General features: G+C 45.7%; 23 protein-coding genes. 14 read left to right on the forward strand and 9 right to left on the reverse strand.

What is annotated here, in order from left to right:
• Positions 1 to 94: 94 nt before the first annotated feature.
• The 3 genes from GJQ68_RS09935 to GJQ68_RS09945 form a co-directional block, all read right to left on the reverse strand.
• Positions 95 to 1,159, reverse strand: a complete 1,065-nt coding sequence (locus tag GJQ68_RS09935) for a class I fructose-bisphosphate aldolase (protein WP_162417134.1) — start codon at positions 1,157 to 1,159, stop codon at positions 95 to 97.
• A 498-nt stretch (positions 1,160 to 1,657) separates the two neighbouring features.
• Positions 1,658 to 3,868, reverse strand: a complete 2,211-nt coding sequence (locus GJQ68_RS09940; protein WP_235941264.1) for an APC family permease — start codon at positions 3,866 to 3,868, stop codon at positions 1,658 to 1,660.
• Positions 3,850 to 5,601, reverse strand: a complete 1,752-nt coding sequence (locus GJQ68_RS09945) for a DUF5060 domain-containing protein (protein WP_162417135.1) — start codon at positions 5,599 to 5,601, stop codon at positions 3,850 to 3,852. The genes GJQ68_RS09940 and GJQ68_RS09945 overlap by 19 nt, the downstream gene beginning before the upstream one ends.
• Positions 5,602 to 5,802: 201 nt before the next feature.
• Here GJQ68_RS09945 and GJQ68_RS09950 point away from each other — a divergent pair, with 201 nt between their 5' ends.
• From GJQ68_RS09950 to GJQ68_RS09960, 3 genes are all read left to right on the forward strand, one after another.
• Entirely contained in the window at positions 5,803 to 6,198 is a 396-nt protein-coding gene (locus tag GJQ68_RS09950; protein ID WP_162342052.1) for a DoxX family protein, read from the forward strand.
• A gap of 12 nt (positions 6,199 to 6,210) precedes the next feature.
• Entirely contained in the window at positions 6,211 to 7,401 is a 1,191-nt protein-coding gene (gene fdhA / locus GJQ68_RS09955; RefSeq protein WP_162417136.1) for a formaldehyde dehydrogenase, glutathione-independent, read from the forward strand.
• Positions 7,402 to 7,601: 200 nt separating this feature from the next.
• Positions 7,602 to 9,107: a sulfatase gene (locus tag GJQ68_RS09960; RefSeq protein WP_162417137.1), complete on the forward strand. Its 1,506-nt coding sequence runs from the start codon at positions 7,602 to 7,604 to the stop codon at positions 9,105 to 9,107.
• Positions 9,108 to 9,119: 12 nt separating this feature from the next.
• On the opposite strand, the gene GJQ68_RS09965 is transcribed toward GJQ68_RS09960, so the two are convergent.
• Positions 9,120 to 10,370, reverse strand: coding sequence for a serpin family protein (locus tag GJQ68_RS09965; protein WP_162417138.1), 1,251 nt, complete (start codon positions 10,368 to 10,370; stop codon positions 9,120 to 9,122).
• 150 nt (positions 10,371 to 10,520) lie between these two features.
• Complete coding sequence (locus GJQ68_RS09970; protein WP_162417139.1) at positions 10,521 to 10,805, reverse strand: hypothetical protein; 285 nt, start codon at positions 10,803 to 10,805, stop codon at positions 10,521 to 10,523.
• Positions 10,806 to 11,307: 502 nt separating this feature from the next.
• Between GJQ68_RS09970 and GJQ68_RS09975 the strand changes: the two genes are divergently transcribed.
• Complete coding sequence (locus GJQ68_RS09975; RefSeq protein ID WP_235941267.1) at positions 11,308 to 11,997, forward strand: hypothetical protein; 690 nt, start codon at positions 11,308 to 11,310, stop codon at positions 11,995 to 11,997.
• Between the two features lie 185 nt (positions 11,998 to 12,182).
• Here the strand turns inward: GJQ68_RS09975 and GJQ68_RS09980 are convergent, their stop codons facing one another.
• Together GJQ68_RS09980 and GJQ68_RS09990 are read right to left on the reverse strand one after the other, a co-directional pair.
• Positions 12,183 to 12,800 (reverse strand): DUF4142 domain-containing protein, encoded by a 618-nt coding sequence (locus tag GJQ68_RS09980; RefSeq protein ID WP_162417140.1) that lies wholly within the window; start codon positions 12,798 to 12,800, stop codon positions 12,183 to 12,185.
• Positions 12,801 to 13,497: 697 nt separating this feature from the next.
• Positions 13,498 to 13,650 (reverse strand): hypothetical protein, encoded by a 153-nt coding sequence (locus GJQ68_RS09990; RefSeq protein ID WP_162417141.1) that lies wholly within the window; start codon positions 13,648 to 13,650, stop codon positions 13,498 to 13,500.
• 322 nt (positions 13,651 to 13,972) lie between these two features.
• Between GJQ68_RS09990 and GJQ68_RS09995 the strand changes: the two genes are divergently transcribed.
• The 5 genes from GJQ68_RS09995 (at position 13,973) to GJQ68_RS10015 (ending at position 19,640) form a co-directional block, all read left to right on the forward strand.
• Positions 13,973 to 15,211 (forward strand): mandelate racemase/muconate lactonizing enzyme family protein, encoded by a 1,239-nt coding sequence (locus tag GJQ68_RS09995; protein ID WP_162417142.1) that lies wholly within the window; start codon positions 13,973 to 13,975, stop codon positions 15,209 to 15,211.
• A 36-nt stretch (positions 15,212 to 15,247) separates the two neighbouring features.
• The gene (dgoD, locus tag GJQ68_RS10000; protein ID WP_162417143.1) at positions 15,248 to 16,513 is read left to right on the forward strand and encodes a galactonate dehydratase; all 1,266 of its coding nucleotides are present in this window, start codon (positions 15,248 to 15,250) and stop codon (positions 16,511 to 16,513) included.
• Between the two features lie 55 nt (positions 16,514 to 16,568).
• A complete protein-coding gene (locus GJQ68_RS10005; protein WP_162417144.1) occupies positions 16,569 to 17,912 on the forward strand; it encodes an enolase C-terminal domain-like protein in 1,344 nt (447 codons plus the stop codon).
• A 466-nt stretch (positions 17,913 to 18,378) separates the two neighbouring features.
• Positions 18,379 to 19,065: a plasmid pRiA4b ORF-3 family protein gene (locus GJQ68_RS10010; protein ID WP_162417145.1), complete on the forward strand. Its 687-nt coding sequence runs from the start codon at positions 18,379 to 18,381 to the stop codon at positions 19,063 to 19,065.
• Positions 19,066 to 19,346: 281 nt separating this feature from the next.
• Positions 19,347 to 19,640 carry a hypothetical protein gene (locus tag GJQ68_RS10015; protein WP_162417146.1) on the forward strand — a complete coding sequence of 98 codons (294 nt, stop codon included), beginning with the start codon at positions 19,347 to 19,349 and terminating at the stop codon, positions 19,638 to 19,640.
• Between the two features lie 37 nt (positions 19,641 to 19,677).
• Here GJQ68_RS10015 and GJQ68_RS10020 read toward each other — a convergent pair whose 3' ends face one another.
• On the reverse strand, positions 19,678 to 19,845 hold the full coding sequence (locus GJQ68_RS10020) for a hypothetical protein (protein ID WP_162417147.1): 168 nt from the start codon (positions 19,843 to 19,845) through the stop codon (positions 19,678 to 19,680).
• Positions 19,846 to 19,868: 23 nt separating this feature from the next.
• On the reverse strand, positions 19,869 to 20,144 hold the full coding sequence (locus GJQ68_RS10025; RefSeq protein ID WP_162417148.1) for a hypothetical protein: 276 nt from the start codon (positions 20,142 to 20,144) through the stop codon (positions 19,869 to 19,871).
• 239 nt (positions 20,145 to 20,383) lie between these two features.
• On the opposite strand from GJQ68_RS10025, the gene cas6 reads away from it, so the two are divergent.
• The 5 genes from cas6 to GJQ68_RS10050 are packed head-to-tail and all read left to right on the forward strand — an operon-like array spanning position 20,384 to position 26,178.
• Positions 20,384 to 21,040 carry a CRISPR-associated endoribonuclease Cas6 gene (cas6, locus tag GJQ68_RS10030; RefSeq protein WP_162417149.1) on the forward strand — a complete coding sequence of 219 codons (657 nt, stop codon included), beginning with the start codon at positions 20,384 to 20,386 and terminating at the stop codon, positions 21,038 to 21,040.
• Positions 21,041 to 21,047: 7 nt separating this feature from the next.
• Positions 21,048 to 21,632: a hypothetical protein gene (locus tag GJQ68_RS10035; RefSeq protein WP_154858654.1), complete on the forward strand. Its 585-nt coding sequence runs from the start codon at positions 21,048 to 21,050 to the stop codon at positions 21,630 to 21,632.
• Positions 21,593 to 23,779 carry a CRISPR-associated helicase Cas3' gene (gene cas3, locus GJQ68_RS10040; protein WP_235941269.1) on the forward strand — a complete coding sequence of 729 codons (2,187 nt, stop codon included), beginning with the start codon at positions 21,593 to 21,595 and terminating at the stop codon, positions 23,777 to 23,779. Before GJQ68_RS10035 ends, cas3 begins: the two co-directional genes overlap by 40 nt.
• Complete coding sequence (locus GJQ68_RS10045) at positions 23,776 to 25,092, forward strand: hypothetical protein (RefSeq protein WP_162417151.1); 1,317 nt, start codon at positions 23,776 to 23,778, stop codon at positions 25,090 to 25,092. Before cas3 ends, GJQ68_RS10045 begins: the two co-directional genes overlap by 4 nt.
• Positions 25,093 to 25,110: 18 nt before the next feature.
• A complete protein-coding gene (locus GJQ68_RS10050; protein ID WP_162417152.1) occupies positions 25,111 to 26,178 on the forward strand; it encodes a CRISPR-associated protein Cas7 in 1,068 nt (355 codons plus the stop codon).
• The last annotated feature ends 66 nt before the right edge of the window (positions 26,179 to 26,244 follow it).

A 26,244-nucleotide genomic window follows, 5' to 3' on the forward strand; every position in this document is an offset into this window, starting at 1 on the left:
GGTTTCGGGCAAAATAAAATTATTTTAAAATACCAGTAAGGACAATCTTTATGAAGATATTCTTCACACCACATCAAAAATTGTTGGAATAAAATCAGGCAACGTCTATTTCTTTGCTTAAATACACATCCTGAATGGTGTTAAGCAATTCCACACCTTTATCCATGGGGCGCTGGAAAGCCTTTCTACCCATAATCAGGCCCATGCCGCCGGCACGCTTGTTAACGACTGCTGTTTTAACAGCCTCCTGCAGGTCATCTTCCCCAGATGAAGCGCCGCCAGAATTAATAAGACCAATTCTACCCATGTAACAATTGGCTACCTGATAGCGGCACAAATCAATGGGATGGCTACTGCTCAGCTTATCATACATATCGGGGTGAGATTTTCCAAAATTAATACTGGTAAATCCCCCGTTGTGGGTAGGGAGTTTTTGCTTGATGATATCTGCCTGCAAGGTGACCCCCAAGTGGTTGGCCTGTCCGGTCAGGTCTGCTGCGGTTTCGTAATTTTTACCGTCCTTTTCAAAACCACTGTTCCGGGTATAGCACCACAATATGGTAGCCATACCGAGTTCATGGGCTCTTTCAAAGGCCTCCGATACTTCAATGATTTGCCGGTTAGAGCCCTCAGATCCGAAATAAATGGTTGCTCCGACGGCTGCTGCCCCCAGATTCCAGGCATCCTCAACCGAGCCAAACATGATTTGCTCGTGTTTATTAGGGTATGTCAGCAGTTCATTATGGTTTATTTTAGCAACAAAAGGAATTTTATGGGCGTATTTTCTTGCGATCACCCCTAGTGTGCCCATGGTCGTGGCTACGCCATTGCAACCGGCCTCCATGGAAAGCCGGATGATGTTTTCGGGATCAAAATACACCGGGTTTGGAGCGAACGCACTGCCTGCGGAATGTTCGATGCCCTGGTCGACGGGAAGAATGGAAAGGTAACCACTTCCTGCCAATCTTCCATGGTTAAACAGGCCAGCCAAATTGCGCAGCACCTGTGGGCTCCGGTTACTGTTTACAAAAATTTCATCTACAAAATCAGTCGAAGGAAGGTGCAACAATTTTTTATCAAAGGTCTTACTCTGGTGACCTAAATAATATTCCTCATCCTTACCTAGCAATTCTTTTATCCGTTCAAATCCAGTGTTCATTTTTTTATGGGTATCGTTGTAAAATGGGAGAAGATTACTGACAGATCAAATTAGTAACCTGATTTCGTTCTAGTTAACGCACATTTATTATACCAAAATCAATGAAAGTAAGCCTTTTCGGGTCAAAAATGAAAAATTATTCGAAAAATCAGGCAAAAGGACCGGAAGATATCACGCCTCCCCAGAAATAATTACCACTAATCCCAAACACACAGGGCTTGATTGAATGTAAATAGGTGGAAAAACTAGCAATTACTATTGCTTAAATCGTTATCTTTTATTTAGGACAAACCGTTGCAAACCCAGCCACGAAGTGGCGAAACACCAAAGCACAGGGTCAAGTGACCACAGACAGCAACAAAAACGTAAAACCAAACCCTGAAAGGTGACCTTTATTCGCCATCCAATCCCTACTCGCCAGCACGCATTGCCGAAAGATTCTACCGGTTCCAACAAGACCCTTTTTTTTTGAATAGTCTTTAGGAATCGGTATACCGGCTAGTGCAACACCTTATCAAATTCCACTTCCTGAGCTGCCAAAACAAAAACCTTGGTAGGTAAGGCCTGGGTTTTTTCCTTTAATGCGGTGTAATATACCTCAAATTCACCTTCCAGCTCAGGGACAGCCAGACCTATCAGCACCAAATCACTTTTGGCAGATTCTTCACTCAAGATGTCCCAGAAATCCCTTCCCTGCGACTCTAAAATCTGGTACCCAAAACCGGTACGCATGCCTGAAAAAATGGCATCTAAATTTTTTCGGGCACCTGCTGAGGCTTCGGAGTTGGGGACCACCATCTTTACATTCACCTGGGCCTGTTGCCATTCCCTGCTGTTTTTTAACAAGTAGGCCAAAATGATCATCAGGCTTCCGTTTTTTTTCAGCCCTCCCCACCAGATATCGATTACCTGCTTTTCCCTGAACCCTTTATTATTCTCATCCTGGACGATAATGACGTTTTTCCGGGATTTATAAAAATGCCTAATCATTTCGGAATAAGGCTTTAAATGTGCATTTTCCTTTGTATCGCCCAATAGAACCGTATTGGGAACCAGTTGCCCCAAGCCATACGCATTTACCAATTGGGTGGCGCCTGTGAAGGGATCCGGGGCTCGCAGCACGCGAACTAAAGCATGTACATTTTTATTGGCCAGAAAGTCCATGATCTGGCTTTCGTAGTCTTTGACCTTTTCCTGAGGCACATTCGATTCCGAAAGAATGGTACTGACCGTAAACAGGGAGTTACCGTTGGTAATATCATTGGTCAATTCGATTAGTCGCCAACGTTTGGTGGGTGATCCGGACAAAACCAGAATATTGGGCCGCCAACTCTTGGCATCTACCTCCTTTTCTAACCTGAGCAAAGCATAGCGGATGATGGAAGACAGAATGCCGCTACCCAGACCTCCCCAGGTTCTTCTTATTTTCCTTCGTTTCAGCCATATAAAAATAATGCCGATCACCAGAAATGCCGCGATGGTAGCTAGAGAATTGATTAGAAACATCACGGCTGCACAACCCAGGGCTCCCAATAAAGAAAAAATCCAGTGCACCTTGAACTTGGGTCGAAAGGAAGGGCTTTTCAAAAAGGTTTCTACCCCGGCAGTTACATTCAATACCGCATAGGTAGTCAGGAAAAACATGGTCAAAATCGGAGCGATCAGATTCAGATTGCCAAAATACACGGTCACCAAGGTTATGCCTATCGTAAAGAGGGTAGCTGCCTGTGGTATTTTCTCTTTTCCTACAACCTTAGTAAAGAAACCTGCCCAAGAGGGTAGAATCTTGTCATTTGCCAGTGCCTGCAATACCCGGGGAGCACCCAGTAGGCTTCCGGTAGCGCTGGACAAGGTAGCTCCCCACACCCCCAGAAGAATGGCCCCGCCCCAAACAGCGATCTGCTGCATGATCAGGGGCTCAGCTACCAGGGTAGCGGCATCAACTCTGGAAGCCAGGATAATTGGCAGGATCATGTAAATCACAAAGCCAACACCCACTGCCAGGAAAGTGCCTTTAGGGATGGATTTAGCCGGATCTTTTAGGTCTCCGGACATGTTTACTCCCGTCATTATCCCGGTAACCGCCGGGAAAAATATGGCAAAAACCTGCCAGAAACTCACCGACTGGGAAGCGGGCACACCCCATAATTCGATATGGGAATCTTCCAACGGCCTGCCTAAGGCAAGAGAAAGCAATGAAAGCGCTATCAGCGCTAAAATGATGTATTGAACTTTGATCGTAGCTTTAGTGGAAAACAACGCCAGGAACCCTAAAAGAAGCGTGGTCACCAGGCTGATCCATCGGGGTTCCAGCACTGGAAATACCGCCGTCAAACTTTCCGAAAATCCAATGATGTAAAGAGAAACCGAAAAGGCTTGTGCCAAATATAGGGGGATTCCCACGGCCCCACCAATTTCTGCTCCCAAGGATCTGCTGATCAGAAAATAAGCCCCTCCGCCTTTTACAGGAGCATTGGTGGCCACCGCGGCTATGGACAGCGAGGTAAGAAAGGTAATGGAGGTAGATAGTGTTACAATCAGCAGGGTGCCGATTAGCCCCACATTTCCCACCACCCATCCAAACCGGAGGTACATGATGACCCCTAATATAGTAAGCAAAGAAGGGGTAAAAACCCCTCCAAAAGTACCTAATTTCGAATATTTATTCTTCTTCGTTCCCTTTCCCGCCATTAGTCTCTGCTTATCCAAACAACCCAGTCGTTTTCTGCATCATGGGGAGCCTGCCCAAGACTTACCTTTTCTTTTTCTGCCACTTCTATTGGCTCTCCGGTAGTATACATCTCTCCCATCCTCGGATCATACCAATGAATACGATAGGTTCCCGAAGGCAAAATCACCTGTCCTTTCCCGCCCTCCGGCAAATAAATAACCAACTCCTCTGAATCCAGTGCCAGGCCCCAGCCGGTCGTTTCGGACGGATTCATTGGTTTCAGTTTCTCAAAGGGAAGGTTGTTATTGAGGAAAAAGGATTTGGCCCGATCCATGGTCTTCCAGTACTTTTCATATAGCCGGTAATCTTGAATCGTGAGGTCTTTTCCGCTGCCAAAATAGATTTCAACCCCCGCACCTCCAGCAATCAGGGCGGCCCAAAGCGCATTTTTTCTCCAGGTATCCAGATCCGGAAACTCGGGATTCGTATAAGGCTCGTCGTAGGTGACTACCCAAGGTTGTCCATGGAGAGCAGATTGCTCCCGCCAGTGCCGGATTCGCTCGTAGCCATAAAAGGAATCTTCAAAATTACCCTGGTAGCTAATGCCGGTATAGGGAGAATCTCCCAACAACCCATCAAAAATAGCGTCGGTATTGGAAGGCCCATTATGAACGACAATTAATTCATTAGCAGGTAAAAGATCCTCTAAATAGGCAGCAAAGTCCTTTCGTTGCTCCGTACTATTCGCCTTCCCCTCTTCGGTGGACTCTTTGCCCCAGCCACTTTCCTCTCCTATATTCCAGGTAACAGCATTAAGGTAACCAAACCTGGCTGCCATCTCCCGGTAATATACTTTCCGGCTGTCAGCAAAAACGCCCCCTTCCTTGGCCTCAAAATAAGATTGGTTTTCCTGTTCGGAGAGGACGAATTGAGGCATTAGCCCTGATGCCATCATGTGATCGAAGACCTGTTGCCATTGATCCAGTTTGGAAAGGTCATATTCGTAATACGCATCCGGCCCTTTCCAGGGATAGGCCTTTTTCCCATCCCCATAGGCATTCATTAAAAGGAAATAATGGGCGTTAATCCCTTGATCTTGAAGGTAATTTACGACACCCAGAATACCTTTCCCCTTTCCTCCCTGCCAGACCGGATCGGTTTCTTCCCAGTCCTTCAGGTGTGCGGGATAGTCTCTATCTGAATCGGTACCATCAAATCCGGAATATTCCAAAAATACCTCCGGCGAATTGGCTCCCATTTTCAAAAAATAATCGCCATTAGTAAACTGTAAAAAATGGCCTCCGGTATACGCAAGTTTCCCTTTGGATAAAAATCCGGGTGCCTTACCATCTGGAGGAGCTACCTGAAATTCCCCGGCATCGCCGTGAAAGGAAGTCTCCCATTCTTCGTGAATAGTGGAAGCAATGGCTGCGCGATCGGCCTGATAAAATCGAGCCTGGTACTGCCAATCTCCGGGAATAAGGGGTAATAAATGTGCTCTCCAGATATTTCCCTCCGTAGCACTGCTTTCCCCTGCCATGCCGTCACCGGCAAAATACCCAGGTACTACAGTGGATTTTCCTGTAGGATCGGTAAATTCCACCTCCATGCGAAAGTTTAAGAACGTTTGGGCTGCTTCGTTTCCTTGGGGACCTTCCCAGGACAAAGTCAGTTTCTGGTAGGCTACTTGGTCCCCCTCGATAGTAGCTTTCTGAGCATATCCAGGTGATACCAGGGTACTTAAGGCAAATAAAAAAAATAGCTTTCTCATTATGGGCTTGGTTTTGACCTAAAGTTAGTCATTTGGAGGAAAAAAACACAAAAATGTGGCGGATGAACGATTATCGGAACCAGATTTGATTATAATAAACATGACTTTTCTTTATTGCCAGGAAATACCTATTTTAAAATTGGTTTTTGCAGGTTATTTATTAAATTGTTTCATTCATCAACAAAATAAACAATATAACCTATGGAAAAGTATCTTGGAAAATTTGCTCCCCAACTGTATGCTATTTTAAGAATCGTGGCAGGATTTAGTTTTGCCATGCATGGATCCCAAAAACTAATCGGTTGGCCGGGAGGGGATGAACCCAAAGAATTATTCTCCATGATGGGATTTGCCGGTGTGGTGGAATTGGTGGGGGGAATTCTCATCATGATTGGGCTGATTGGTAGTATTGCCGCGTTTATCTCCAGTGGACAGATGGCAGTCGCCTTTTTTATGGCGCATGCCCCCCAGGGATGGAATCCTTTACTTAACGGAGGCGAAAAAGCGGTATTGTATTGCTTCATTTTCCTTTACATCGCCGCTGTGGGATCCGGAATATGGAGTGTAGATGGAGAGAAAAACAAATCGTCCACATAAACCCAAATTGACATGTGTAAAAATCACGGAGTAGCTTATGTAAAACCCGGAGAAGTAGAGGTCCGGGAAATCGACTATCCAAAACTGGCCCTTGGCGACCGCAAATGTCACCATGGGGTCATCCTCAAAATTGTTTCCACCAATATTTGCGGCAGTGACCAGCACATGGTCCGGGGAAGGACCACCGCACCAGAAGGACTGATTCTCGGCCATGAAATCACCGGACTCGTCATCGAAGCAGGTAGAGATGTGGAATTCATCAAAGAAGGTGACCTGGTATCGGTGCCCTTCAACATTGCCTGCGGCCGTTGCCGCAATTGCAAAGAAGGAAAAACGGGTATCTGCCTGAACGTTAATCCCGCCCGACCGGGTGCCGCTTATGGCTATGTGGATATGGGAGGCTGGGTAGGCGGCCAATCGGAGTATGTCATGGTGCCTTACGCTGATTTTAACCTGTTGAAGTTTCCTGACAAGGACCAGGCTATGGAAAAGATACGCGATCTCACCCTGCTCTCCGATATTTTCCCGACGGGCTATCACGGGGCAGTGACCGCGGGCGTTGGCCCCGGATCCATTGTCTACGTAGCAGGTGCAGGCCCGGTAGGACTGGCCTGTGCGGCTTCCTGCCATTTGCTTGGAGCTGCTGTGGTAATTGTGGGCGACATGATTCCCGAACGCCTGGCTCAGGCCAAAAGCTTTGGCTGCGAAACCATCGACCTGAGGAACAAAACCCCGCTGGCCGATGCCATTGCTGATATCGTGGGCGTGCCCGAAGTGGACTGTGCCGTGGATTGCGTGGGGTTTGAAGCAAAAGGCCATGGAGCCGATGCAGATAAGGAAGCACCTGCTACGGTCCTCAATTCGGTGATGGATGTGACCCGGGCGGGAGGTGGTATTGGTATTCCAGGCTTATATGTTACAGGGGATCCCGGAGCGGTCGATGAGGCGGCCAAAAAAGGAAGCCTGAGCATCCGCTTGGGATTGGGCTGGGCAAAGTCCCATAGCTTTCATACCGGACAGTGCCCCGTGATGAAATACCACCGGCAACTGATGCAGGCCATTTTGTACGACAAGGTGCAAATTGCCAAAGCAGTGAATGTACAAATTATATCGCTGAAGGAATCTGTCCAGGGATATAAGGATTTTGACGGAGGTGCGGCCAAAAAATTTGTGATCGATCCCCATGGGCTGATCCCAAATTGATCAAATCGCCTACCGGGCACCGTTGCGCCTGGTAGGTTTTTTTTATCCTTTTACAAAAAGGATACCCCGGCTCAAGCTATTTTTTTGCGATCCGGGATTTCGAACCCAGTAAGCGGCCAGTAATATCCAGGTGCTTTGCTTCCTATTATATTGTAACCAAATTGCGTTACTTTAGCACGAAAACCGACTGAGAGGAAGTTATGAACACCCGATTACTCCTAACCAGCCTGACCTTAGGCACCCTTGTTTTTTTCGCCTGTGAAAATCGGGAGGCAAAAAAGGAAAAACTCAATGTGCTGTTTATTGCCGTAGACGATTTACGTCCGGAATTGGGTTGCTATGGCGTTGACTACGTGCACACCCCAGATATAGACAAGCTGGCATCGGAAGGACGAATGTTTGCCAACCACTTTGTCCATGCGGCGGCATGCGGGCCATCCCGTTCCACCTTGCTTTCCGGAACACGGACCACCAATTGGGACATTTTCAAAACCATCCGGGAATCCGGATCGAAACCGGCCAACATTTTTTCCCTGCCCCAGCTCTTTAAAGAAAACGGGTACCAAACCGTTGGTATCGGTAAGATTTCCCACCAGCCCGGTGGCGTGATGGATTCACTGCAAACCATACACGAGGTGCCCTACAGCTGGGATGAATCCTATGCTCCCGTTGGAGAATGGAGAGAACCCTGGAGTGCCTTTTTCTCCTATGCCGGAGGAAAGGCCCGGACAAGCTATTACGGCCGGCCAACCAACCGCAGCCTGCCCCCCTTCGAGGCTGCGGAGGTCGACGACGAGGGCTATGCGGATGGGCACAATGCTGCAGCAGCCATCCGGCAATTGCGGAATCTCAAAGACTCCACGTTTTTTCTGGCTGTGGGATTCTACAAACCCCACCTACCCTTTAATGCACCCAAACACTATTGGGACTTGTACGATCCCGAAAACATCCCCGCTTCCGACTACCAGGAAATGCCGGAAAATGTTACCTCCGACCTAAGCCTTCACTACGGCCGCGACAGCTACGAACCACGGGGAACCTACACCTGGCCAGGCGATACCCTGGGCTGGAAGATCACACCAGAACGGGAAAAAATCCTCAAACACGGCTACCTGGCAGCGGTTAGCTACGTTGATGCACAGATAGGAAAAGTCCTCGATGAATTGACCCGACTGGGGCTCGATGAAAACACCCTTGTGGTTTTGTGGGGAGACCATGGCTGGCATCTGGGCGATTACGGCATCTGGGGCAAGCATACCAATTTTGATATCGCCCTTAACAGCCCACTCATTGTCAGGCAGCCCGGCATGACACAACCCGGTGTAGCAGCTCATGGGCTGGTGGAGACCGTGGACATATTCCCTACACTTGCCGATTTGTGCGGGATTACTTCCCCCGGCCACCTGGAGGGGACAAGTTTCACCTCGGCTTTGGATAACCCGGAAGCCCCGCTCAAGGAGTACGTGGTTGGAGAGCGAGATGCCTGGGGAGTACTAGGAAAAACGGTGCGCACCCGGGATCACCGATTGATGGTATGGATCGACAAAGCGAGCGGAGACACCCTGGAAATCAATCTGTTTGACAATCAGGAGAAACCGATACCCCATCAAAATATCCGGGAAAGCCACCCTCAAATTGTCCGCGACCTGGAAAAAAAACTAACGACCATCGACCAGGAAAAAACGGACTTATTCTCCGGGCTTTAAACGGGTCGGGATTCAATCCAATAGGGAAGGGTCACCCAATTTTCCCATAAAAAGGATGGCACCACTATGGTTTTCCTGAATAAAAAATACGAACGGTTTGTCCAGCTTATACTCTGAAAAAGAGGGTCCTCCTCCGGCACTTGTTTCTATGATTTCCACAATGGTAGCGGCTGCCGCTTCGCTTCCTTTTTCGTCCACTTCAATCAGGGCCTCGTGGATCACCCGACTGATTTTCAACGGACCGGTAGGGTTGGCAAACAAACGAGTAAAATTACCTGGATGGCTTTGAAAAGGAAGTGTAAGCCCCATGCTTATCAGGTCTTCTTTCAGATTATCCACTTTGTAGCGCATTTTGAATTTCGGCATGTGCAGCAGAAAATTCATTTCCCTGGCCTCTTCCCTGAACCGCGCCAACATTTCCAGGTCCAGCCCTTCCAGCTTTTCTTGCAATCCTTCATCCGATGTCAAAATCCCCAGGCTATACTGCCCGGTACTGTAGGGAATTTCCAGGTAATCCATTCCATTTCCCCTCCGAAATTTCAGGGCAGTGGCCTCCGCTAACTGCATCATATCGACCTGCACCTCGGACCCATCGGAGGTGGTGAAAGGAGCTTTTTTCGTTTGCTTCTCATCGAATCGGTACTTCCAGTCTGCCTTAAAGTAGATGGCATTGACCAGGTACATGACCGCACTGGCCGGAACCTGATCCAACATATCCTTGATCAGTCCTTCCGTATTCGTTTCAATCCACTGATTGATGATGTCGGCTGCCTGAGAATTGGACATGTCCAGGGAAGCCAATTCGGCCTCATAGGCTTCTCGTAGCCTACCGGCAAAGCCTTCATCAAGGGCATACCCTTGCTTGTACCAAATGGCATTGGCGATAGCTAAACGGACCTTTGGGTCCAATTCCATCAAAAACCGGGTAAGGGTACCGGCCGCCTCGTTTGCCTCCTCCATGTCTAAACCTTCAAAATGGAGTACTTGCCTGAATTGTTCCAAGGTCTCCCCCTCATTTCCGTTCATGGCCATGGCAAGTGCCAGGTGAATGCTGTACGGACTGAAAAATTGGTTGGGCCCCTCCCTGCTTTGTAGCTGCTGAAAGAGGTCCATTGCAAAAGCAGAACTACTGTTAACCAGAGAATTCTCTGCCAGTTGAAGGGTCCGAATCCTGGGTTTCAGTGGTTCATCTTCCCCAGTTATCCCATTACAGGACCAAAACAACCCGCAAAGCGAAGCGAAAAGAAAGCAGTAATTTTTCATGGTAATATCGGGTTTCGGTTATTCCCCAGACGCAAAACGAACCCCATGTGCTACAATGCTTACCGGAAAAAGTAACGTTCATGGTAATTTTTTCCCTGGAAGGTATAAATGGGCTGCAGGTATCACGAAGACATAATTTATTTGAAAGGCCTAATGCTCCTCAGACTCCGAAGGCTTAACGGTTAATTCGATGGATTTATTCATCAGTTTTTCAGCCATCCACCTTAAAAATAACCAGACCAAGAAAAATCCTACTGCATCAGCAAACCCGTTGAGCATGATAAAGTCAAGCTGCTCATGCCAATCCAGGTGCCGTTGGTGGAAGAACCAATCGTAAATTCCCGTACCCAAAGAAAAGAGGACCAAAACCCAAAGGATAGTACTGATAGCTGGCCAATAAGGTAATTTTCCGGTATTAAATTTAAAATGCATCATTTTGTCATCCACTTAGTTCGATACAAAATAAAGCATGCCCATTGATACCTGCATTGACCTATGTTAAGTTTGGTAGATAACCCTTTACCACCAACCCTGAATGATTTGGCCCAGCTTTAAAAATAATATCAGGCCAACTCTATGATCTCAGCATTTAAGTTAATCCCTGATTTAATTCAGCAGAGAAGGATCGCCCAGTTTTCCCATAAAAAGAATGGCGCCGCTGTGCTTATCCTGGATTAAGAAAACAAAGGACACAAGTCAGATGGAGTTGTCTGTTCATCATCAGCCAGATTTGGTTTCACTGACCATACGTAGAAAAGCAGGAAAATGCGACAAGTCCAACCCTATTTTTTACGATTTAATTACAGCAATGAGGCCAATCGGGTTTTACCGATCAATCAAGAATTTGATCCGCTATTATTTTTTTAAAAAAAACCAAGCGTCTAATCTATTCGTATAGTTTATGAAATAAAACCGCTCCCCTAAACCATTGGAAACCATGAAACCTCGGCTATTCTTATTCGTCCTCCTCTCCATCTCCTTTACCATTCAGAAAGGGAATGCGCAGCAATTATTGGGTGGCATTCATCTTAAATCAGGTATTCCCACCGGAACATTCGACAGGGAGTCAGGGATAAATGTCGTCCCGGAATGGAGTGCCAGCGGCTTGCATCGCATAAAAAGCAGCCCCCTTGTCATTGGAGCGGAACTAGGGTATGGACGCTATGGAACGTCGGTGATCAAGAGAAGGGATATTTTCCCTGGCGTAAACCAACGGTTCCGCATCCGAAGAAACAACAATTATGTTAACCTTATGGGAGTAGTCCGGTTGATGCCTGATTTGAATCCCCGTTTCAAGCCCTTTCTGGAAGGGCAAATGGGCGGGATCCATACGTTTACCCGCTCACGCATCCGGGAAAACAGGTTGGCCGACCCCATTGCCTCGGGCACCGAATACCATGATTGGGGCTTGATGGTTCAGGCAGGGGCAGGGATCATGGTAGCATTGAATAAAAGTAAGGATACTTTTCTGGAGGTGAAGGTCAACTATGTTAATACCAGCCAAATGGATTTCCTGAGCAGGGACAGTGCTACCTATAGTGAGCAGGGAGATTTGATATTGACACCAATAAGGTCAGCGTTTAACATGATACAACCTTCGTTTGCATTGAAATATACTTTTAACTAATAAGCAACAAGAAGGAATAGTGAGGCCGTTACTAATGGTATTTCAATATCCTGAATTAAGAAAACCCATCGCCGGTACATCCAAATTTGCAACCCGCACTTTGAGTCGTAAGGGTATAAAAAATGTGCAACAAACCGGGTCTGTTGCACATAAATGGATATCATTCTAGCCTTTTTTCGATCCAATTAAGAGTTCTGATTATCGCTTTTCTCCTTACTGTCTTCGGCTAGTTTTAGGTGATTCCTAAGTGTTGGGAGTTGTTCGGATGCCCAGGCTTTGATTTCAGGATCTTCAGAATCATTCGCTGCGTTTTCAAATAAATCGATCGCATCTTCATGCTGATCAACCATTCTATCGCTATAGCTCCTGCCAAAATCATTTCCTGTTTCTTCATTAAGGTCATTGTAGGCCTCCATGGAATCGTCTGTCGCTGATCCTGGCAAGGACATCGATTTTGACTGGGCCAGCGCATTGATTTCAGTCTGGGATTTGGTGTTTTCCGCTTCCATTACCCTACCAAATTCTTTTACCTCAGCTGAATTGCCTTTTTCCTGAGCCAATTTTCCGAAGTTGATCATTTCCATTTGCATTTCTGCTGCTTTCCTTAAAAATGTCGTGTCATTATCATTTTCGATTACCACGATGGTATGATCACTTGCAGCCATTGTATTGACTTTTTCCTGGTTTGTCACTTCGTTTGAATCTACGGTTTTATTATCCGAACAAGCAGATACTACGACTATTAACCCCGCCATCCAAAAGGAATGGACAAGGATTGATTTAAAATTTATGAGATTTTTCATTGTAAATTATGGTATTAATTGGTTAGGATTAGTTGATTGTAATTATTGTATTGCTTATTAGCTACATTGGCCTAAAAGAAAGTAGATGAGTAAAAAGACAACGATTGTCCCAAAACAGCCACCTCCTAATTTTGCTGCACCGTAGCCTGCTAGAAGCCCTTTAAAAATATTGTTCATCTTATATTGATTTAATTTGATTCTTCAACAGCTTCTATGTGGATAGTAGCCAACTAAAAGGGATTTTCATCGGTTGGAAACGTTATAAGTTTTTCGATTCTCTAGTTGACCTGTTAGAAGTATTTCCCGGGAATAAGACTATTTTTTGTCCTGATAAACCGACCAACTCATGACGCCATTCTTAGGAGCAGTTGCTTTGTCCACCTTTTCTTTCTTGCTGGTGCTCAATTTCTTATTGGCAGCTTGAACTGATTTCTCCGTTCGGTCGGTCCCAGCAGTTTTAGTTCTCCGTTTGGCCCGCCAAATTACTCTAGCAATAGCTTCGCGAACCGTACATCCGGCTTGGAAACCCTTGCATTAAATTGTAATTCTTTTACGTGGTGGAACATATCGTTTAGGATTGGTTATAATGATTGAACTGACAATTTTTAGGAATTCAGGAGCCTAGTTGTTTCTACTATTTCGCCTAGATAGTCAGCATTGGAAACATTCGTAATGAAAGTTAGAGAAGAAAGGGTTATCACTTCTTTTTATCAGGATTACCATTCATCTTAGAAAGGATTCCCTTTTTCTTTTTGGATGTAGCTCCTTTTTCGTTTTCGTCGGGATTGTTATTTAACTGTGACAACTTACCTTTCAAATGCTCTTGTCCTTTTTTAGGTTTATCTTTCATGATTTTATCCTCATGGAATTATGAAATTTATACAGTGCAAAATTAGGAATTTTATAACCAAAATAATTATGTATTATTTTGAAATAATTATAAATTTAACAGTATTACCCACTCTTCCCGACGGGAAGGGCTATGAATTATATCCCTTTAGAACCCGAATTGAATTGCTATCATGGGTTTTGGGAATTTAGTAGTGCCATGTGCCAGCAGAATAAATCTTCCTTGCGCAAACGAACAGCCCCATTTGCAATATTGAATTTGCATTTTTCAGTATTTATTAGAAGATTATAAAAAATTTTACCTCTGATTACCAATATAACCCATGCAACGAAGACAATTTATAAAATTGGGAGCATTAGGTTCCATGGCGGCTTTTTCAGGATTTCCCATAATATCCCATGCCCGCTCTGATTTTAAAATCAAAAAAATCCGCTACCACGCCGCTCCCGGCTACAACAAACCATTATTTAATCAGGCTAGAGGCATCGTAGAAGTAGAAACTGACTCGGGCTTGATCGGTATAGGGGAAGGTGGTACTCCGGATATGGTAAGGCAATGTGCAGAAATGCTGATCGGCGAAGATCCCTTCCGCATCGAACACCTTTGGCAATACCTGTACCGGGGCATGTTTTATCCGCCCGGAAAAGAAAAACTTCATGGGCTTGGAGCCATTGAAATGGCCCTTTGGGATTTGAAAGGTAAGGCCCTGGATGTTCCCGTCTACGAACTACTGGGCGGAAAAACCCGAAACTACGTAGAATGCTACGCTACCGGTTTTCAAAGATCCAATGCCCCTACCATGGAAGGAAGAGCGCAGGACTGCCTGGAGGCTGGCTTGAGGTGCTACCGCATCGGGCCTACCGGAGGCAATGGAGAGCTGCCCTTTGATTTTTACGAACACAGCAAAAAAACCATCGCGCTCTGTGAGCAACTGGACAAGGCAGTGGGAGGCAACGGCAATTGGGCGGTGGACTTGCATACCCGTTTTGATACCCCGGAAGCCATCAAAATTTGCGATGCCCTGGAAGAATTGGAACCCTATTTCGTAGAAGACATCATCCGATCGGAGAACCCGGAAGTGTACCGGACCATCCGTAACATGACCAAGGTGCCCATTGCAGTAGGCGAACAATTTGGTGACCGCTGGGATACCAATGTACTGATGGAAAACCACCTGATCGATTATAGCCGTGTGACCCTACCCAATACCGGGGGCATTTCGGAGCTGAAAAAAATCATTGCCATAGCCGAAACGCATTACGTGGGCATCATTCCCCACTTTACCGGCCCCCTTTCCACGGCGGCGCTGGTGCATGTGCTGGGCTCCTCCAGCCCAACGCGCTGCATGATTGAGCTGGCTGGCGGAGAACCGGAAAAACCCGCTTATTTTAATGAAGATTTCATTGATTTTAGAGAAGGAAAAGTGCACCTCAATGACCGGCCCGGATTAGGGGTCACTTTTGATCCCGACAAGGCAGACTTCCTATTTGAGGTAATCAAAAATACGGAATTTACACATCCCTATTTAAAGAGTCCGGACGGAGCCATTCACAACTGGTAAAAATAGCATACACTTAACCCAAAATCTCCCAACCCTATGAAACCCCCACTAAAGAAAACCAGTAGCAAAAATTCCAATTCCGTGTCCCGCCGGACAGCCATACAATCGGTGCTGGGGATGGCAGGTGCCGGCCTGATGCTACCCCTATCCTCCTATGCGCGGCAGCCCGATCCACAGAGCCTGCGAAAAAATGAGGTAAGGATCACCAAACTGGAAACCTTTCTGGTCAAACCCCGGTGGATATTTCTAAAAATCCATACCGATGCTGGAGTTGTCGGCCTGGGAGAGCCCTTACTGGAAGGGCGGGCGCTGACCATTCAGACGGCCATCCAGGAAATTGAACCCTATCTGATCGGGAAAGACCCCCGCCGGGTGGTACATCATTGGCAGGCCATCTACCGCCACGCTTTTTACAGAGGTGGTCCGATCCTGACCTCTGCTTTGAGCGGCATCGATCAGGCCCTTTGGGATATTAAGGGCAAACTGCTGGGAATTCCTGTCTACGAACTATTCGGTGGTCCTACCCGTGACCGGGTGCGGATTTACGGTAGGGCTAGCAATGCCGAAGACATGAAGAAACGCAAGGCCGAAGGCTTCACGGTCATCAAAACCGGGGTAGCCAAAAAACAGCCCGCCCGGATGGTGGAAAACCCAGCGTTTATCGACCATGCGGTGGAGAACTTTGCCGCGCTGAGGGAAGCCGGCGGCCCGGAAATGGACATTGGCATTGATTTTCACGGGGCCATTTCTCCGCAGACCTCAAAGGTGCTGATCAAAGCACTGGAACCGTACCAGCCCATGTTTATCGAAGAGCCCTGCCAGGCCCAAAATGTGGACGTTTTGGTAGACATTGCCCGAAGCACACACCTGCCCATCGCCACCGGCGAACGAATCTTTACCAAATGGGGCTTTCGGGAATTGTTGGAAAAAGGGGCTGCCAGCATCTTACAGCCAGATCTTTGTCATGCAGGGGGGCTTACGGAAGGCAGGTTAATTGCGGGAATGGCAGAAGCCTATTATGCAGCTATCGCCCCGCACAATCCCATGGGCCCCATTTCCCTGGCCTGCGGCCTGCACCTGGCAGCCAGCATACCCAACTTTCTGGTTCAGGAGCAGGTTTCCCTGGGCGAAGGATATCTGAAAGAACCGTTTCAACTTGAATCTGACGGCACGGTATTGCTTCCCCAGGGACCGGGACTGGGCATAGCGTTGGACGAAGATGCACTGGCGGATAAAATCGGACACCACTGGACCAATCCCGAAACCTACGATCCGAGAGACGGATCCGTAGTGGACTGGTGAAATTAATCGCTGCAACCATAGCATATTATTTTATTGGAATAAACCCATCAACAACATGTTTCAGACAAACACTACCCGAAGAAAACTACTCAAAGGACTGGGCCTGGGTGCCGCCGCTGGATTACTAGGTATGGCTCCGAAAGCTAATGCCCGGACAGACAGCGAAAAGCCAGCTTCTCTAAATGGTCTTCCGCCCTTAAAAATCACCAATGTACGCGCCATAGGCACTGCCCCCAGTGGCTCCAATCTCATTGTGGTAAAGGTAGAAACCTCCGAACCCGGGCTATACGGACTGGGCTGTGCCACCTTTACGCAGCGGGCCTTTGCTGTTATTACAGCTATTGAAAAATACTTGCAGGATTTCTGCGTGGGCAAGGATGTAGACAATATTGAAGACATGTGGCAATCCGCCTTTGTCAGTTCCTATTGGCGCAACGGCCCCGTCCTGAACAACGCCATCAGCGGGCTGGATCAGGCACTCTGGGACATCAAAGGCAAGCGGGCCAATATGCCTGTTTACCAACTATTAGGTGGGAAATCTCGTTTCGCTGTTCCTTGCTATACCCATGCCAGCGGCAACACCCCGGAAGCTGCTGCCGACCAGGTGTCCGGTTACATGGAGGAGGGATACCGCTATGTACGCATTCAGCAAGGAGGCTATGGTGGAACCGGCCTTACCGGAGAGCCGGATTTCAAAAAACAAAATTATGGCCGGGAAAGCGATCAATACATGGATCAGGGCAAATACATTCGGGATGTACCGAGGCTTTTTGAGACTGTTCGCCGGCAATGTGGTGAAGAAGTGGAATTGCTGCACGATATCCACGAGCGACTGGAACCCATGGATGCCATTCGGGTGGTTAAAAGCACGGAACCTTACCATCCCTTTTTTATAGAGGACCCCTTTTCTCCGGAGCAGATGGAGTGGTTTCAGGCCCTGCGGGAAGCCACCACCGTACCGCTGGCCATGGGCGAGCTCTTTAACAACATCAATGAATTTAAGGAACCGATCACCAATCGGATGTTTGATTATATCCGCATCCACATCTCCCAAATCGGAGGCATCAGTCCGGCCATGAAAGTAGCGCGGCTGGGGGAATTTTACGGGATCAAAACTGCCTGGCATGGCCCTGGGGATGTGTCACCGGTAGGGCATGCTGCCAATGCGCATATTGATCTGGCGGTATGGAATTTTGGCATTCAGGAAGCCGCACGCATTTCCGACCTGTCCCGGGAAATTTTTCCTGGTTCACCGACCATGAAAGACGGCTACATGTGGGTCAACGAAGCTCCGGGCCTGGGTGTGGACATCAACGAGGACCTGGCCAAAAAATACCCCATGCATACCCGCTCCAACTGGACGGTAAGGAAGTTTGACGGAACGATTATACGGCCTTAGATTGAGGGGAGATTGGCCTTCGACAGGCTCGGGCGTCAGATTGAGGGGAGATTGAAGGAGATTGAAAGGGAGATTGGGCCTTGTTCGGTGCCGGGTTGAGGGGATTTCCTTCGACAGGCTCAGGTGTCAGATTGATGGGAGATTGAGAGAGATTGAAAGGGAGATTGGCCTATTTTTCAATCTTGTTCAATCTATTTTCTCCAATCTTTTTCAATCTCTTTTCTCCAATCTTCATCAACCTCTTTTCTTCAATCTTAAATCCGACTAGGATGGAAAACAGCAATTGGGTCAACTACAAAATCGATATCAGGGAGCGGCTTAAGCGATTTGCACTTGAGGTATTGGCCTTGTCCGAAAAATTTCCAAAAACAACCCACCCATATGACACACCTTTTCAATTTTTTTTCGACATTTCGAATTGCCGGCTCACTTGCGGAGGGCTTCGGTTCAGTAACGGTATAAATCTATGTCTTCCTCAAACATTCAATTAAACCCCGTCAAACTGGGTGTTCAGCTTGAAAACATGCCTCATGGGGTGTACAGAAAACTATTGGTCCCCGACTATATCAATATGATGCAACTGCACGCTGTTCTCCAAATTGCAATGGGCTGGACGTTCAGTCACTTGTTCCAATTTATGGATACCCGGCAGCGACCGAAACTGATTGCCAGCTTTGGCGCATTTGAATCGTACGAGGAACCACTACCCTATGAATACGAAGCTCACAGGCTTCTACTGAAACGAGACTACATGGAACGGATTGGCAGGAAAAACCTGTGGTACTGGTACGATTTCGGGGACGACTTGTGGCATAAGATCAGCTTCTTAAAGCCGACAAAGCAGGATCTAATTGAATTCAAGGGGATTCCCATTTGCATGGACGCCTATGGAAAGTGTCCTCCAGAAGATGTAGGCGGTGCCTGGGGGTACCAGGATTTTTGTGATGCAATCGATAACAAAAAACATCCGGAATACCGCTCCTATCGAGAGTGGCTGGGACTGGATATGAAAACGCCCTATGAACTGGAAAAGGTGTCCATCACTCCAATAAACGAAACGCTAAGGGCCTATTTTCATTCGAGGGAGTGGAGCCGGGACACCCAGCAGTCCTTTCAGGAAGGCTGGGTAGAATTCTTCGAGAACAGAGAATAAGTTGATTTCTTCCGGCGCAGTTGGTTCATTTCCAGAACACAATGCATCGTCTCCATGATCACCCATGCCTCAAGAAAACATTACAACAAAAATTCGGAAAAAATACCCCGATCCCGGTATTTTATTTCTTTTCCATTTTCCCGATATTGATTTCGATCGAGGACGACCATTTTCCCCAACTACCTATTTCTTATTTCGTTCTTTTAATGGTTTCACTGCTGTGAATCACGGGCCGAAGGTGTGGGCCTTCCGGTAGCAACGGGCATTCCTATAAACGAGACATGCGGTTATTAATTACACTTCAAAAAGAGGCGGGATCGCTTCTCCCAATCAATTACCAATACGAACTTTCCTCCCTGATCTACAAAACCATAGACCGGGCAGACAGCTGCTTAGGTGACTTTTTACACCAGCAAGGCTACCTGCCATTTGGCCGTTCCTTCCGCCTATTTACTTTTTCCAGAATTTCATTTGAAGGCTACCATGTGGTCATGGATTCGGGTAGGATGAATCACCATGGACAAATGCCGGATTCGGGCATTTGGGGAGTCAGGGATTTGGTTGTGTGGGGGTAAGAGAAAGATAGAAAATAAAAGAAGGAAAAATGAAAAGTTATTTGTTGTTTTCCAACTGTAGTCGAATGGCTTCCTTCATTAACCGCTCACCTTCTTTCTTTGAAACAGGTCTCGCCACGGCTTTTAGTGATTTCCACACCTGCTCCCTTTCTTCATTGGTACTAGCCTGTGCAAAGGGGTTAAGGTTTTTTGCTTTTTTGTCCATACCTCAAATATACTGTAATTCTATTACCCGGCACAATAGAAATGTTCTATTTCCTCTTCATCAGCGACTTTCACCTGAAGAATTTTGCGTTTTAGATTTTCAATATTTGAAGCAATCAGTAAGATCCTTTTTTTGGAACTATATCCGCAAGCAATGGTATAAAAATCTTTCAGAGGATAGTCTTCCAGCGTGGAAAGCCTGTGCCTGGGATTGTCCAATACAGAAAGTATTTCAGATTGAGTTATCCTGTCCGGATAGTCACCATTCCTTTCACTTAACCCTGAAAAATCTATATCCATATTTGCCTGGCTTTTACATAAATAAAGGACCGGAGGAATTGTTTTTCCTCCGGGAAATCCAAGATGGTGCGATTAAGCTCTTTCTAAAGAGTAAAGCGTTATTTTTCAATACCTTGAATGGATTTCACTCAAAGGTAGTAAAAAATTATTTAAAGATTAAAGAGTTATAGGAATTTTTAGCTATATTTACTTTCTCACCAAAAAAGCAGGTTTCGGCTGTCATTATAAAATTCAGTAAAATGAGATTAATCTTAAAGACATCACCCGCCAAGACCCTGGTCCCTTTCAACTACCAAAAATTTTTGGTGGGCAGGTTTCACAAGTGGCTGGGAAATAATAAAGAGCATGATGAACTATCCCTTTATTCCTTATCCTGGCTACAGGGTGGCGAGATGGTAAAAGAAGGGCTGAAGTTTTCCCTCGGAGCCGAATGGAGCATCAGTGCTTTTGACGCATCGCTGCTCAAAACCTTAGTCAGCAATATCCAGGAGGATCCGGAAATCAACTTTGGGATGCATGTAACGGACCTGGTTATTGTGAAGGAACCTCCGTTTGATACCAGGCAGAAATTTTTTCTGAACAGCCCCGTGTTCATAAAGCGGAATCAAGGACACAGGGTTCACTATTACCTGTTCAAGGATCCAGAAAGTTCGGGGCTATTGACCCAAACCCTCCAAACAAAGCTGGAAAAAGCCGGATTGAGCTCCGAAGGAGTAAGGGTATCTTTTGACCACAATTATCACAATCCCAAAACAAAAATAATTGATTACAATGGCATTGGCTGTAAAGCCAGTATGTGCCCAGTCATTGTCGAAGGAACTCCGGAGCAGGTTGCTTTCGCATGGAACGTGGGAATAGGTAACTCCACCGGTATTGGATTTGGCGCATTAAAATAATGAGAAAATGACATACTATGTTGTAAAATATTCCGGCCCATTTGGTTTTATTAAGCCCTGGACGGCTGTTAGAGACAGTGAGACGTTTAGCCAGCAGTTTTTGACCCCTTCCATAATAGAGGGCATTGAAAAAAAGCTATTCCCTGAGCTTTTATCCATTTCAGGCATACAGAAAATAGCAGGTCACAGACTGTCATACGATCAAGTGTCAGGGCAACAGGAGGTGATTCAAACCAGAGGATGGAATGCAACCAGAAAAGGCAAAGAGTTCCTCTTCGAACGACCCAAGGCGATATTGATACGGGGCATTTTGCAAAATCCGATCCTCCATTTGGCTTTTACATCCAAAGGCGATGCGGCAAACGCAAAAAAACAACATGTATGTCTTTGCAGGAATGAAGATATGTTGTATCCCGATAATTTAATTGAGGCCAGTAAAAAGTCATTTCAACAGGATGAAGAGAGGTTCCCAGGCTTCGAATTAGTCTTCGAAAAAACTGAAAAATCATTTCTGGTAGGCTATCACCGAATAACAAATGAGCCTATGTATGGATGGATAAAAGTCGTTGGCAAACCGGTTTCATCCTTCTAATGGAAAAACTACTCGCAAAGTCCGCTCCTGAATTCACTCCGCTAAGAGACCATCTTTTGCATGTCTCCTTTGCGGCACAGTCCTTTGCCAACTATTTGCGAATGGAAGAATCCGTGGCATTCAATGGTGCAATTCTTCACGATATAGGGAAAGCACATCCTGAATTTCAAAAAAGGGTAAAAGACAAAGGGAGGTACACCAAAGTTTTTAGGCATGAAATATGTTCATTATTCTTCCTATCTATATTCCCTAAAGAAGAATACCCAGCTTTATTGGATATGGTCATTGCTCACCACAAATCAGCCAAAAATGATTCTGGCGACAAGGGGTTGTTGGATTTGGAAAACGGATATGACTATATCGACTACCATCTGGGCAATTGGGATCAATGGTCACCAAATGCCTTTAAACTACTAACTGATCTCGAAATTCCCTGTAGCCCGTTTGGTGAAGAAGTAGCGAGACAAAATCTTTCCTACGCAATATCCTATTGTAAGAAACAAACGAAAATTAGGGGATATGCGGAGTGGAGAGGGTTGCTCATGGGGGCGGATCACTTTGCATCAGCTCTAATCAATAGGACCGAGGAAAACCTTAAAAAAGCTTTTCGTGTACCCAATCTTACTTTTTTTAACCGTACACATCCCCTTTACCCTCTTTCACAGAAAGAAACCGATTCTCCAAAGAAACATACCCTTGTTGTGGCCAGTACGGGTGCGGGGAAAACGGACTATCTTTTCAAGAGGACAAAAGGCCGTGTGTTTTATACGCTCCCGTTTCAAGCGTCTATCAATGCCATGTTTAAGCGGGTGTCCAAGGATTTGCAAGCGGACAACCCGGATCTTGACATAAGGGTTTTGCATGCCGCCTCCATGGTGGTCCGGCAGAATCGCAGGGAAGAGGAGAGCGTTTTGCAGCCACTGTTCGGTTCGGCGATTAAAATAATGACACCGCATCAATTGGCTGCAATTGCTTTCGGAATGAAAGGTTACGAAGCCATGTTGCTTGACTTAAAAGGGTGTGATATCATCTTGGACGAAATCCATACCTATACAGGCGTTTCTCAGGCAATAGTACTAAAACTAGTTCAGATTCTCAGGCAATTGGGCTGTTCCATTCACATAGGAACGGCTACTATGCCAACAAAGCTATATCAGAAAATAGTCGAAGAATTGGGCGATGATATCTTAGAGGAAAAACTAACTCCTGAGGAGCTGGATAAATTTGACCGGCACACTCTATACAAAATCAATTCGTTTGAAGAAAGTTTGCCCTTTATCCATCAGGCGATTGAAGAGGAAAAGAAAGTATTGGTAGTCTATAATCGGGTTGCCAGAGCGCAAAAAGCCTATCTCTATTTAAAAGAATTGTATCCGGATACTCCGATTCTTTTGCTCCATAGCCGCTTTAAAAGAGCTGATAGAAATTTTAAAGAAAAACAATTACTTGGCTTGGATGAGGAAGGAAATCAGAACGGAGAATTTAACACCTCTTCCGAAGCTTGCATAGTGGTATCCACGCAGATCGTAGAAGTAAGCCTGGATATCAGTTTTGACCTAATGGTGACAGAGACTGCCCCAATAGATGCATTGATTCAGCGTTTTGGGCGGATTAATCGAAGAAGAACCGAGGACACCATAGGGAAAACCAAGCCAGTCTTTGTAATTGCTCCTTGGGAAAATAAAAACGACTCCCTGCCCTATGATGTGGAAGTACTCCAAAGGTCCTATGATGTTTTGGAGGACAACCAAGTTTTAAAAGAGCGGGATTTGCAGGGGAAAATTGACTATGTGTTTCCCGCAATTGATTTTATGAATATAGAAGAACATGCTGTATTTAAATCAGATGGTAAAATTTCCATTGACAAGCTTACACATCGGAGCAAATCGATTTTGTTTGAATTGCTAGATATTGACGGAGTATCCTGTATTTGTGAAGCAGATTTGGAAGCATATGAAAATGCGAGTTTCGAAAGAAGGTTGGAAATGGAAATACCGGTAAGGTATTTTGCAGTGAAGGGAATGAACCAAGCACAAAATGGCAACAAGCCCTTTATCATCCCAGATAAAGCGTATGATTTTGAAATTGGCTTGGATGTAAAGCAAATAAGGGAAAGCAACTTTGACGTAAATAACCAAATATTATGATCACAGCAGTAATAGGTAGGACTTTTCTCAATGCATATAATGAAAAAAATGGCCAAGAGCTGTCCCCTAGAGCATTTTTTGAAAAGGAGTATTGGGAATTGTTTTACAACCATCCAAAATACATGCAATGGGTAACCAATTCGCCTTTTGTACAAATGAAAAGCGGACAAAAGCCTCATTTACTTTCAATCGACCAACGAATAGAAAAGCTCGAAAACCTTTTCGAAAAAGCCAAAAATGAAATCCCTGATGCGAGTTTTGCTTTGGGGTATCCGGCTTCCGAGTCTAAGGAGTATGCGAGCACTTCCGGATTAGTCAGTAATGTGGTTATACCGGCGAATGAAGATGAAGTTTACCTATCCTGGATTGGAAGCGGCTTGGGGATTACCGTTGCTGGTGGCTTTTCCATTCTTTTTGATAACCCCAGTATTACTCTTCAAACCTTCAAGGGTTGGAAAATTTATCGAAAGTATTTGAACGATCCTACTTTGGAAAAACTTCGGGGAAATCAAATCAACACGTGGAACGGGCGGTGGTTGACCTATTCGCTAAATCCTGAGGAATACCGGGAAGATTTTGATTTTTCAGAACTGACCAACCAGAAAATATTCAAAGTGGATACAACCATGGCAGAAGTATCCACAGTAAGCTGGAGCCAGTTGTTTTTTAGTCTTTCAACACAATTTCCCAAAGCTGAGATGATGGGATATGTTTATGGTTTTGGCCAGACAAATAAAACCATTGGCTTTATTCCTTTTCAACTAAAGTCTGGAGAAAATATCAAAGAGGTTTATCAAAAACTCTTTGGAAACTTTAAAACTAACAAAAAAGAGTTTGAAAGCCTGTTCGGGATGCATATCAAACGGGCCTGTGAATTGGGAAGTATAGGATTACAAGCACTTCGCCCTGAAAGCATGAAAAAATACATGACAGATGGCAAAAATCTATCCTTCAAAAAAGAAGAAGACACAATTAATTATCAAGCATACAAAACCTGGTTAGTCGCTATGTTAACACGAAACAAAGAAGAAATTACAGACTATACCCCTAAAATGGCTGAGGTCATATTGCGGTATAGAAATACCGGAAAAGGAATGTCAAGGGTCACACTGGTAGAAAAGGAGCTGTTCACATCCAAATCCAAACGGGGATTTATCGAGTCTTTGACCCTAATGATTCCGGATTTGGATGGGGAAGATTTGGAGTCCCTCAAAACACTAAAGGATGAAATACACCTGATGACGAACGAAGAGTTTGGCTACTTCCTAACGCTTCTTAAGTTCGATTACGCATATCAACAAAAGAAATCATAATCCAAAAATAGTTAAAACATGAATACCATTTACATAAGAACTTTAAAGAGAGCCGAACACACTGTTTTCAATGTAGCCAGTGGCCAAAAGTATTATTATGACGTTCAGTTCAACAAAAGAATCCCTTTTTCTAGCGGGCAGCAGGTAAAGCGGTCCTTGATTGACGCGCTTTGCGAAGCAATTGACCAAACCCCATCCCCCACTACTTTTTTGTTTGAAGTGGATAAGCAAAAAAAGCTCAAAGAAGGTGAGGTTTATGGAACTTGTGATCCAACCTACGCTGACCAGTTATTTGGCGGTTGGATGAAAGCCTCAAAAGGTGGGGGAGAAAGAACCCTTAAAAGAAGAAGCCCGCTATCCATTTCTGCCATGCGTGCATTACATCCATTATTGGCCGGTATGGATTCAAGTGGTGGAGAAGCAGGATCCTTCGACAGAAGTGAGCGGCCCAACAATGCCGTAATTATTCGCGACGAAAAAGGAAATATACTTACTGAAGAAGAAATCGATGTTGTATTGAAAACTGAGGGTAATACTGATAGAAGTTTGGGAAGGAAATGGTTGAATCCTGCAGAGCGGGCAACAGGACTGTTTGTCTTTGACATTGCCATAGATTTACGGAGGCTCTTTTCTGTCAGTACCAATCAGCTTGAGCCGGAAATGGCTGATTCTACGATCGGAAAACTGAAGGAAGAGGGTTGGATTGAGTCGAAAAATGTATTCGGTCCCTGCCTGGTAGCACCAATGGCATTGCGGGCGAAATGGATTCCCGGCCTTGCCAAAGCCATCCTCAACTGGCGCATCACTTCAAACCAATCACGAACATTCAGTTTGATGGATACCTTGGCTGTTTCCATCAGTGATAATGCCAACCTGATTGCTGGTAGCATCAGAGCCAAACTATCCGAGGAAGATTCCAAAAAGGCAGATCCCATTATAGACGAAGGATTGACGGGAGTAGACACGTTTATTTCGCTTCAAGCAGGGGGCTTTATTCATACCAAAGGGGAAACAGCAGATGCCCTCGAACGCGCAGAGAAAGCTTTAATCGAGAAAATGATGGCCTTTGATTACGAAAACCAATAGTCCTGGGGATTTAAATTAATTCCTTCCCAAGCTCAAAAGCGGCTAGTGGAAGCTTATGCAAGTAAC

The sequence above is a fragment of the Cyclobacterium roseum genome (assembly GCF_010119225.1).
GTDB classification, from domain to species: Bacteria; Bacteroidota; Bacteroidia; order Cytophagales; family Cyclobacteriaceae; genus Cyclobacterium; species Cyclobacterium roseum.

Bases quoted from the DNA above. Each gene is read 5' to 3' on its own strand.
- GJQ68_RS10045 (WP_162417151.1), top strand. From the start codon at position 23,776: ATGATCACAGCAGTAATAGGTAGGACTTTTCTCAATGCATATAATGAA.
- GJQ68_RS09975 (WP_235941267.1), top strand. From the start codon at position 11,308: ATGAAACCTCGGCTATTCTTATTCGTCCTCCTCTCCATCTCCTTTACC.
- dgoD (WP_162417143.1), top strand. From the start codon at position 15,248: ATGAAACCCCCACTAAAGAAAACCAGTAGCAAAAATTCCAATTCCGTG.
- GJQ68_RS09960 (WP_162417137.1), top strand. From the start codon at position 7,602: ATGAACACCCGATTACTCCTAACCAGCCTGACCTTAGGCACCCTTGTT.
- GJQ68_RS10020 (WP_162417147.1), bottom strand. From the start codon at position 19,845: ATGGACAAAAAAGCAAAAAACCTTAACCCCTTTGCACAGGCTAGTACC.
- GJQ68_RS09935 (WP_162417134.1), bottom strand. From the start codon at position 1,159: ATGAACACTGGATTTGAACGGATAAAAGAATTGCTAGGTAAGGATGAG.
- GJQ68_RS10035 (WP_154858654.1), top strand. From the start codon at position 21,048: ATGACATACTATGTTGTAAAATATTCCGGCCCATTTGGTTTTATTAAG.
- GJQ68_RS09990 (WP_162417141.1), bottom strand. From the start codon at position 13,650: ATGAAAGATAAACCTAAAAAAGGACAAGAGCATTTGAAAGGTAAGTTG.
- GJQ68_RS10050 (WP_162417152.1), top strand. From the start codon at position 25,111: ATGAATACCATTTACATAAGAACTTTAAAGAGAGCCGAACACACTGTT.
- GJQ68_RS10010 (WP_162417145.1), top strand. From the start codon at position 18,379: ATGTCTTCCTCAAACATTCAATTAAACCCCGTCAAACTGGGTGTTCAG.
- GJQ68_RS10015 (WP_162417146.1), top strand. From the start codon at position 19,347: ATGCGGTTATTAATTACACTTCAAAAAGAGGCGGGATCGCTTCTCCCA.
- GJQ68_RS09950 (WP_162342052.1), top strand. From the start codon at position 5,803: ATGGAAAAGTATCTTGGAAAATTTGCTCCCCAACTGTATGCTATTTTA.
- GJQ68_RS10005 (WP_162417144.1), top strand. From the start codon at position 16,569: ATGTTTCAGACAAACACTACCCGAAGAAAACTACTCAAAGGACTGGGC.
- cas3 (WP_235941269.1), top strand. From the start codon at position 21,593: ATGGATAAAAGTCGTTGGCAAACCGGTTTCATCCTTCTAATGGAAAAA.
- GJQ68_RS09965 (WP_162417138.1), bottom strand. From the start codon at position 10,370: ATGAAAAATTACTGCTTTCTTTTCGCTTCGCTTTGCGGGTTGTTTTGG.
- GJQ68_RS10025 (WP_162417148.1), bottom strand. From the start codon at position 20,144: ATGGATATAGATTTTTCAGGGTTAAGTGAAAGGAATGGTGACTATCCG.
- GJQ68_RS09995 (WP_162417142.1), top strand. From the start codon at position 13,973: ATGCAACGAAGACAATTTATAAAATTGGGAGCATTAGGTTCCATGGCG.
- GJQ68_RS09970 (WP_162417139.1), bottom strand. From the start codon at position 10,805: ATGATGCATTTTAAATTTAATACCGGAAAATTACCTTATTGGCCAGCT.
- GJQ68_RS09980 (WP_162417140.1), bottom strand. From the start codon at position 12,800: ATGAAAAATCTCATAAATTTTAAATCAATCCTTGTCCATTCCTTTTGG.
- GJQ68_RS09945 (WP_162417135.1), bottom strand. From the start codon at position 5,601: ATGAGAAAGCTATTTTTTTTATTTGCCTTAAGTACCCTGGTATCACCT.
- cas6 (WP_162417149.1), top strand. From the start codon at position 20,384: ATGAGATTAATCTTAAAGACATCACCCGCCAAGACCCTGGTCCCTTTC.
- fdhA (WP_162417136.1), top strand. From the start codon at position 6,211: ATGTGTAAAAATCACGGAGTAGCTTATGTAAAACCCGGAGAAGTAGAG.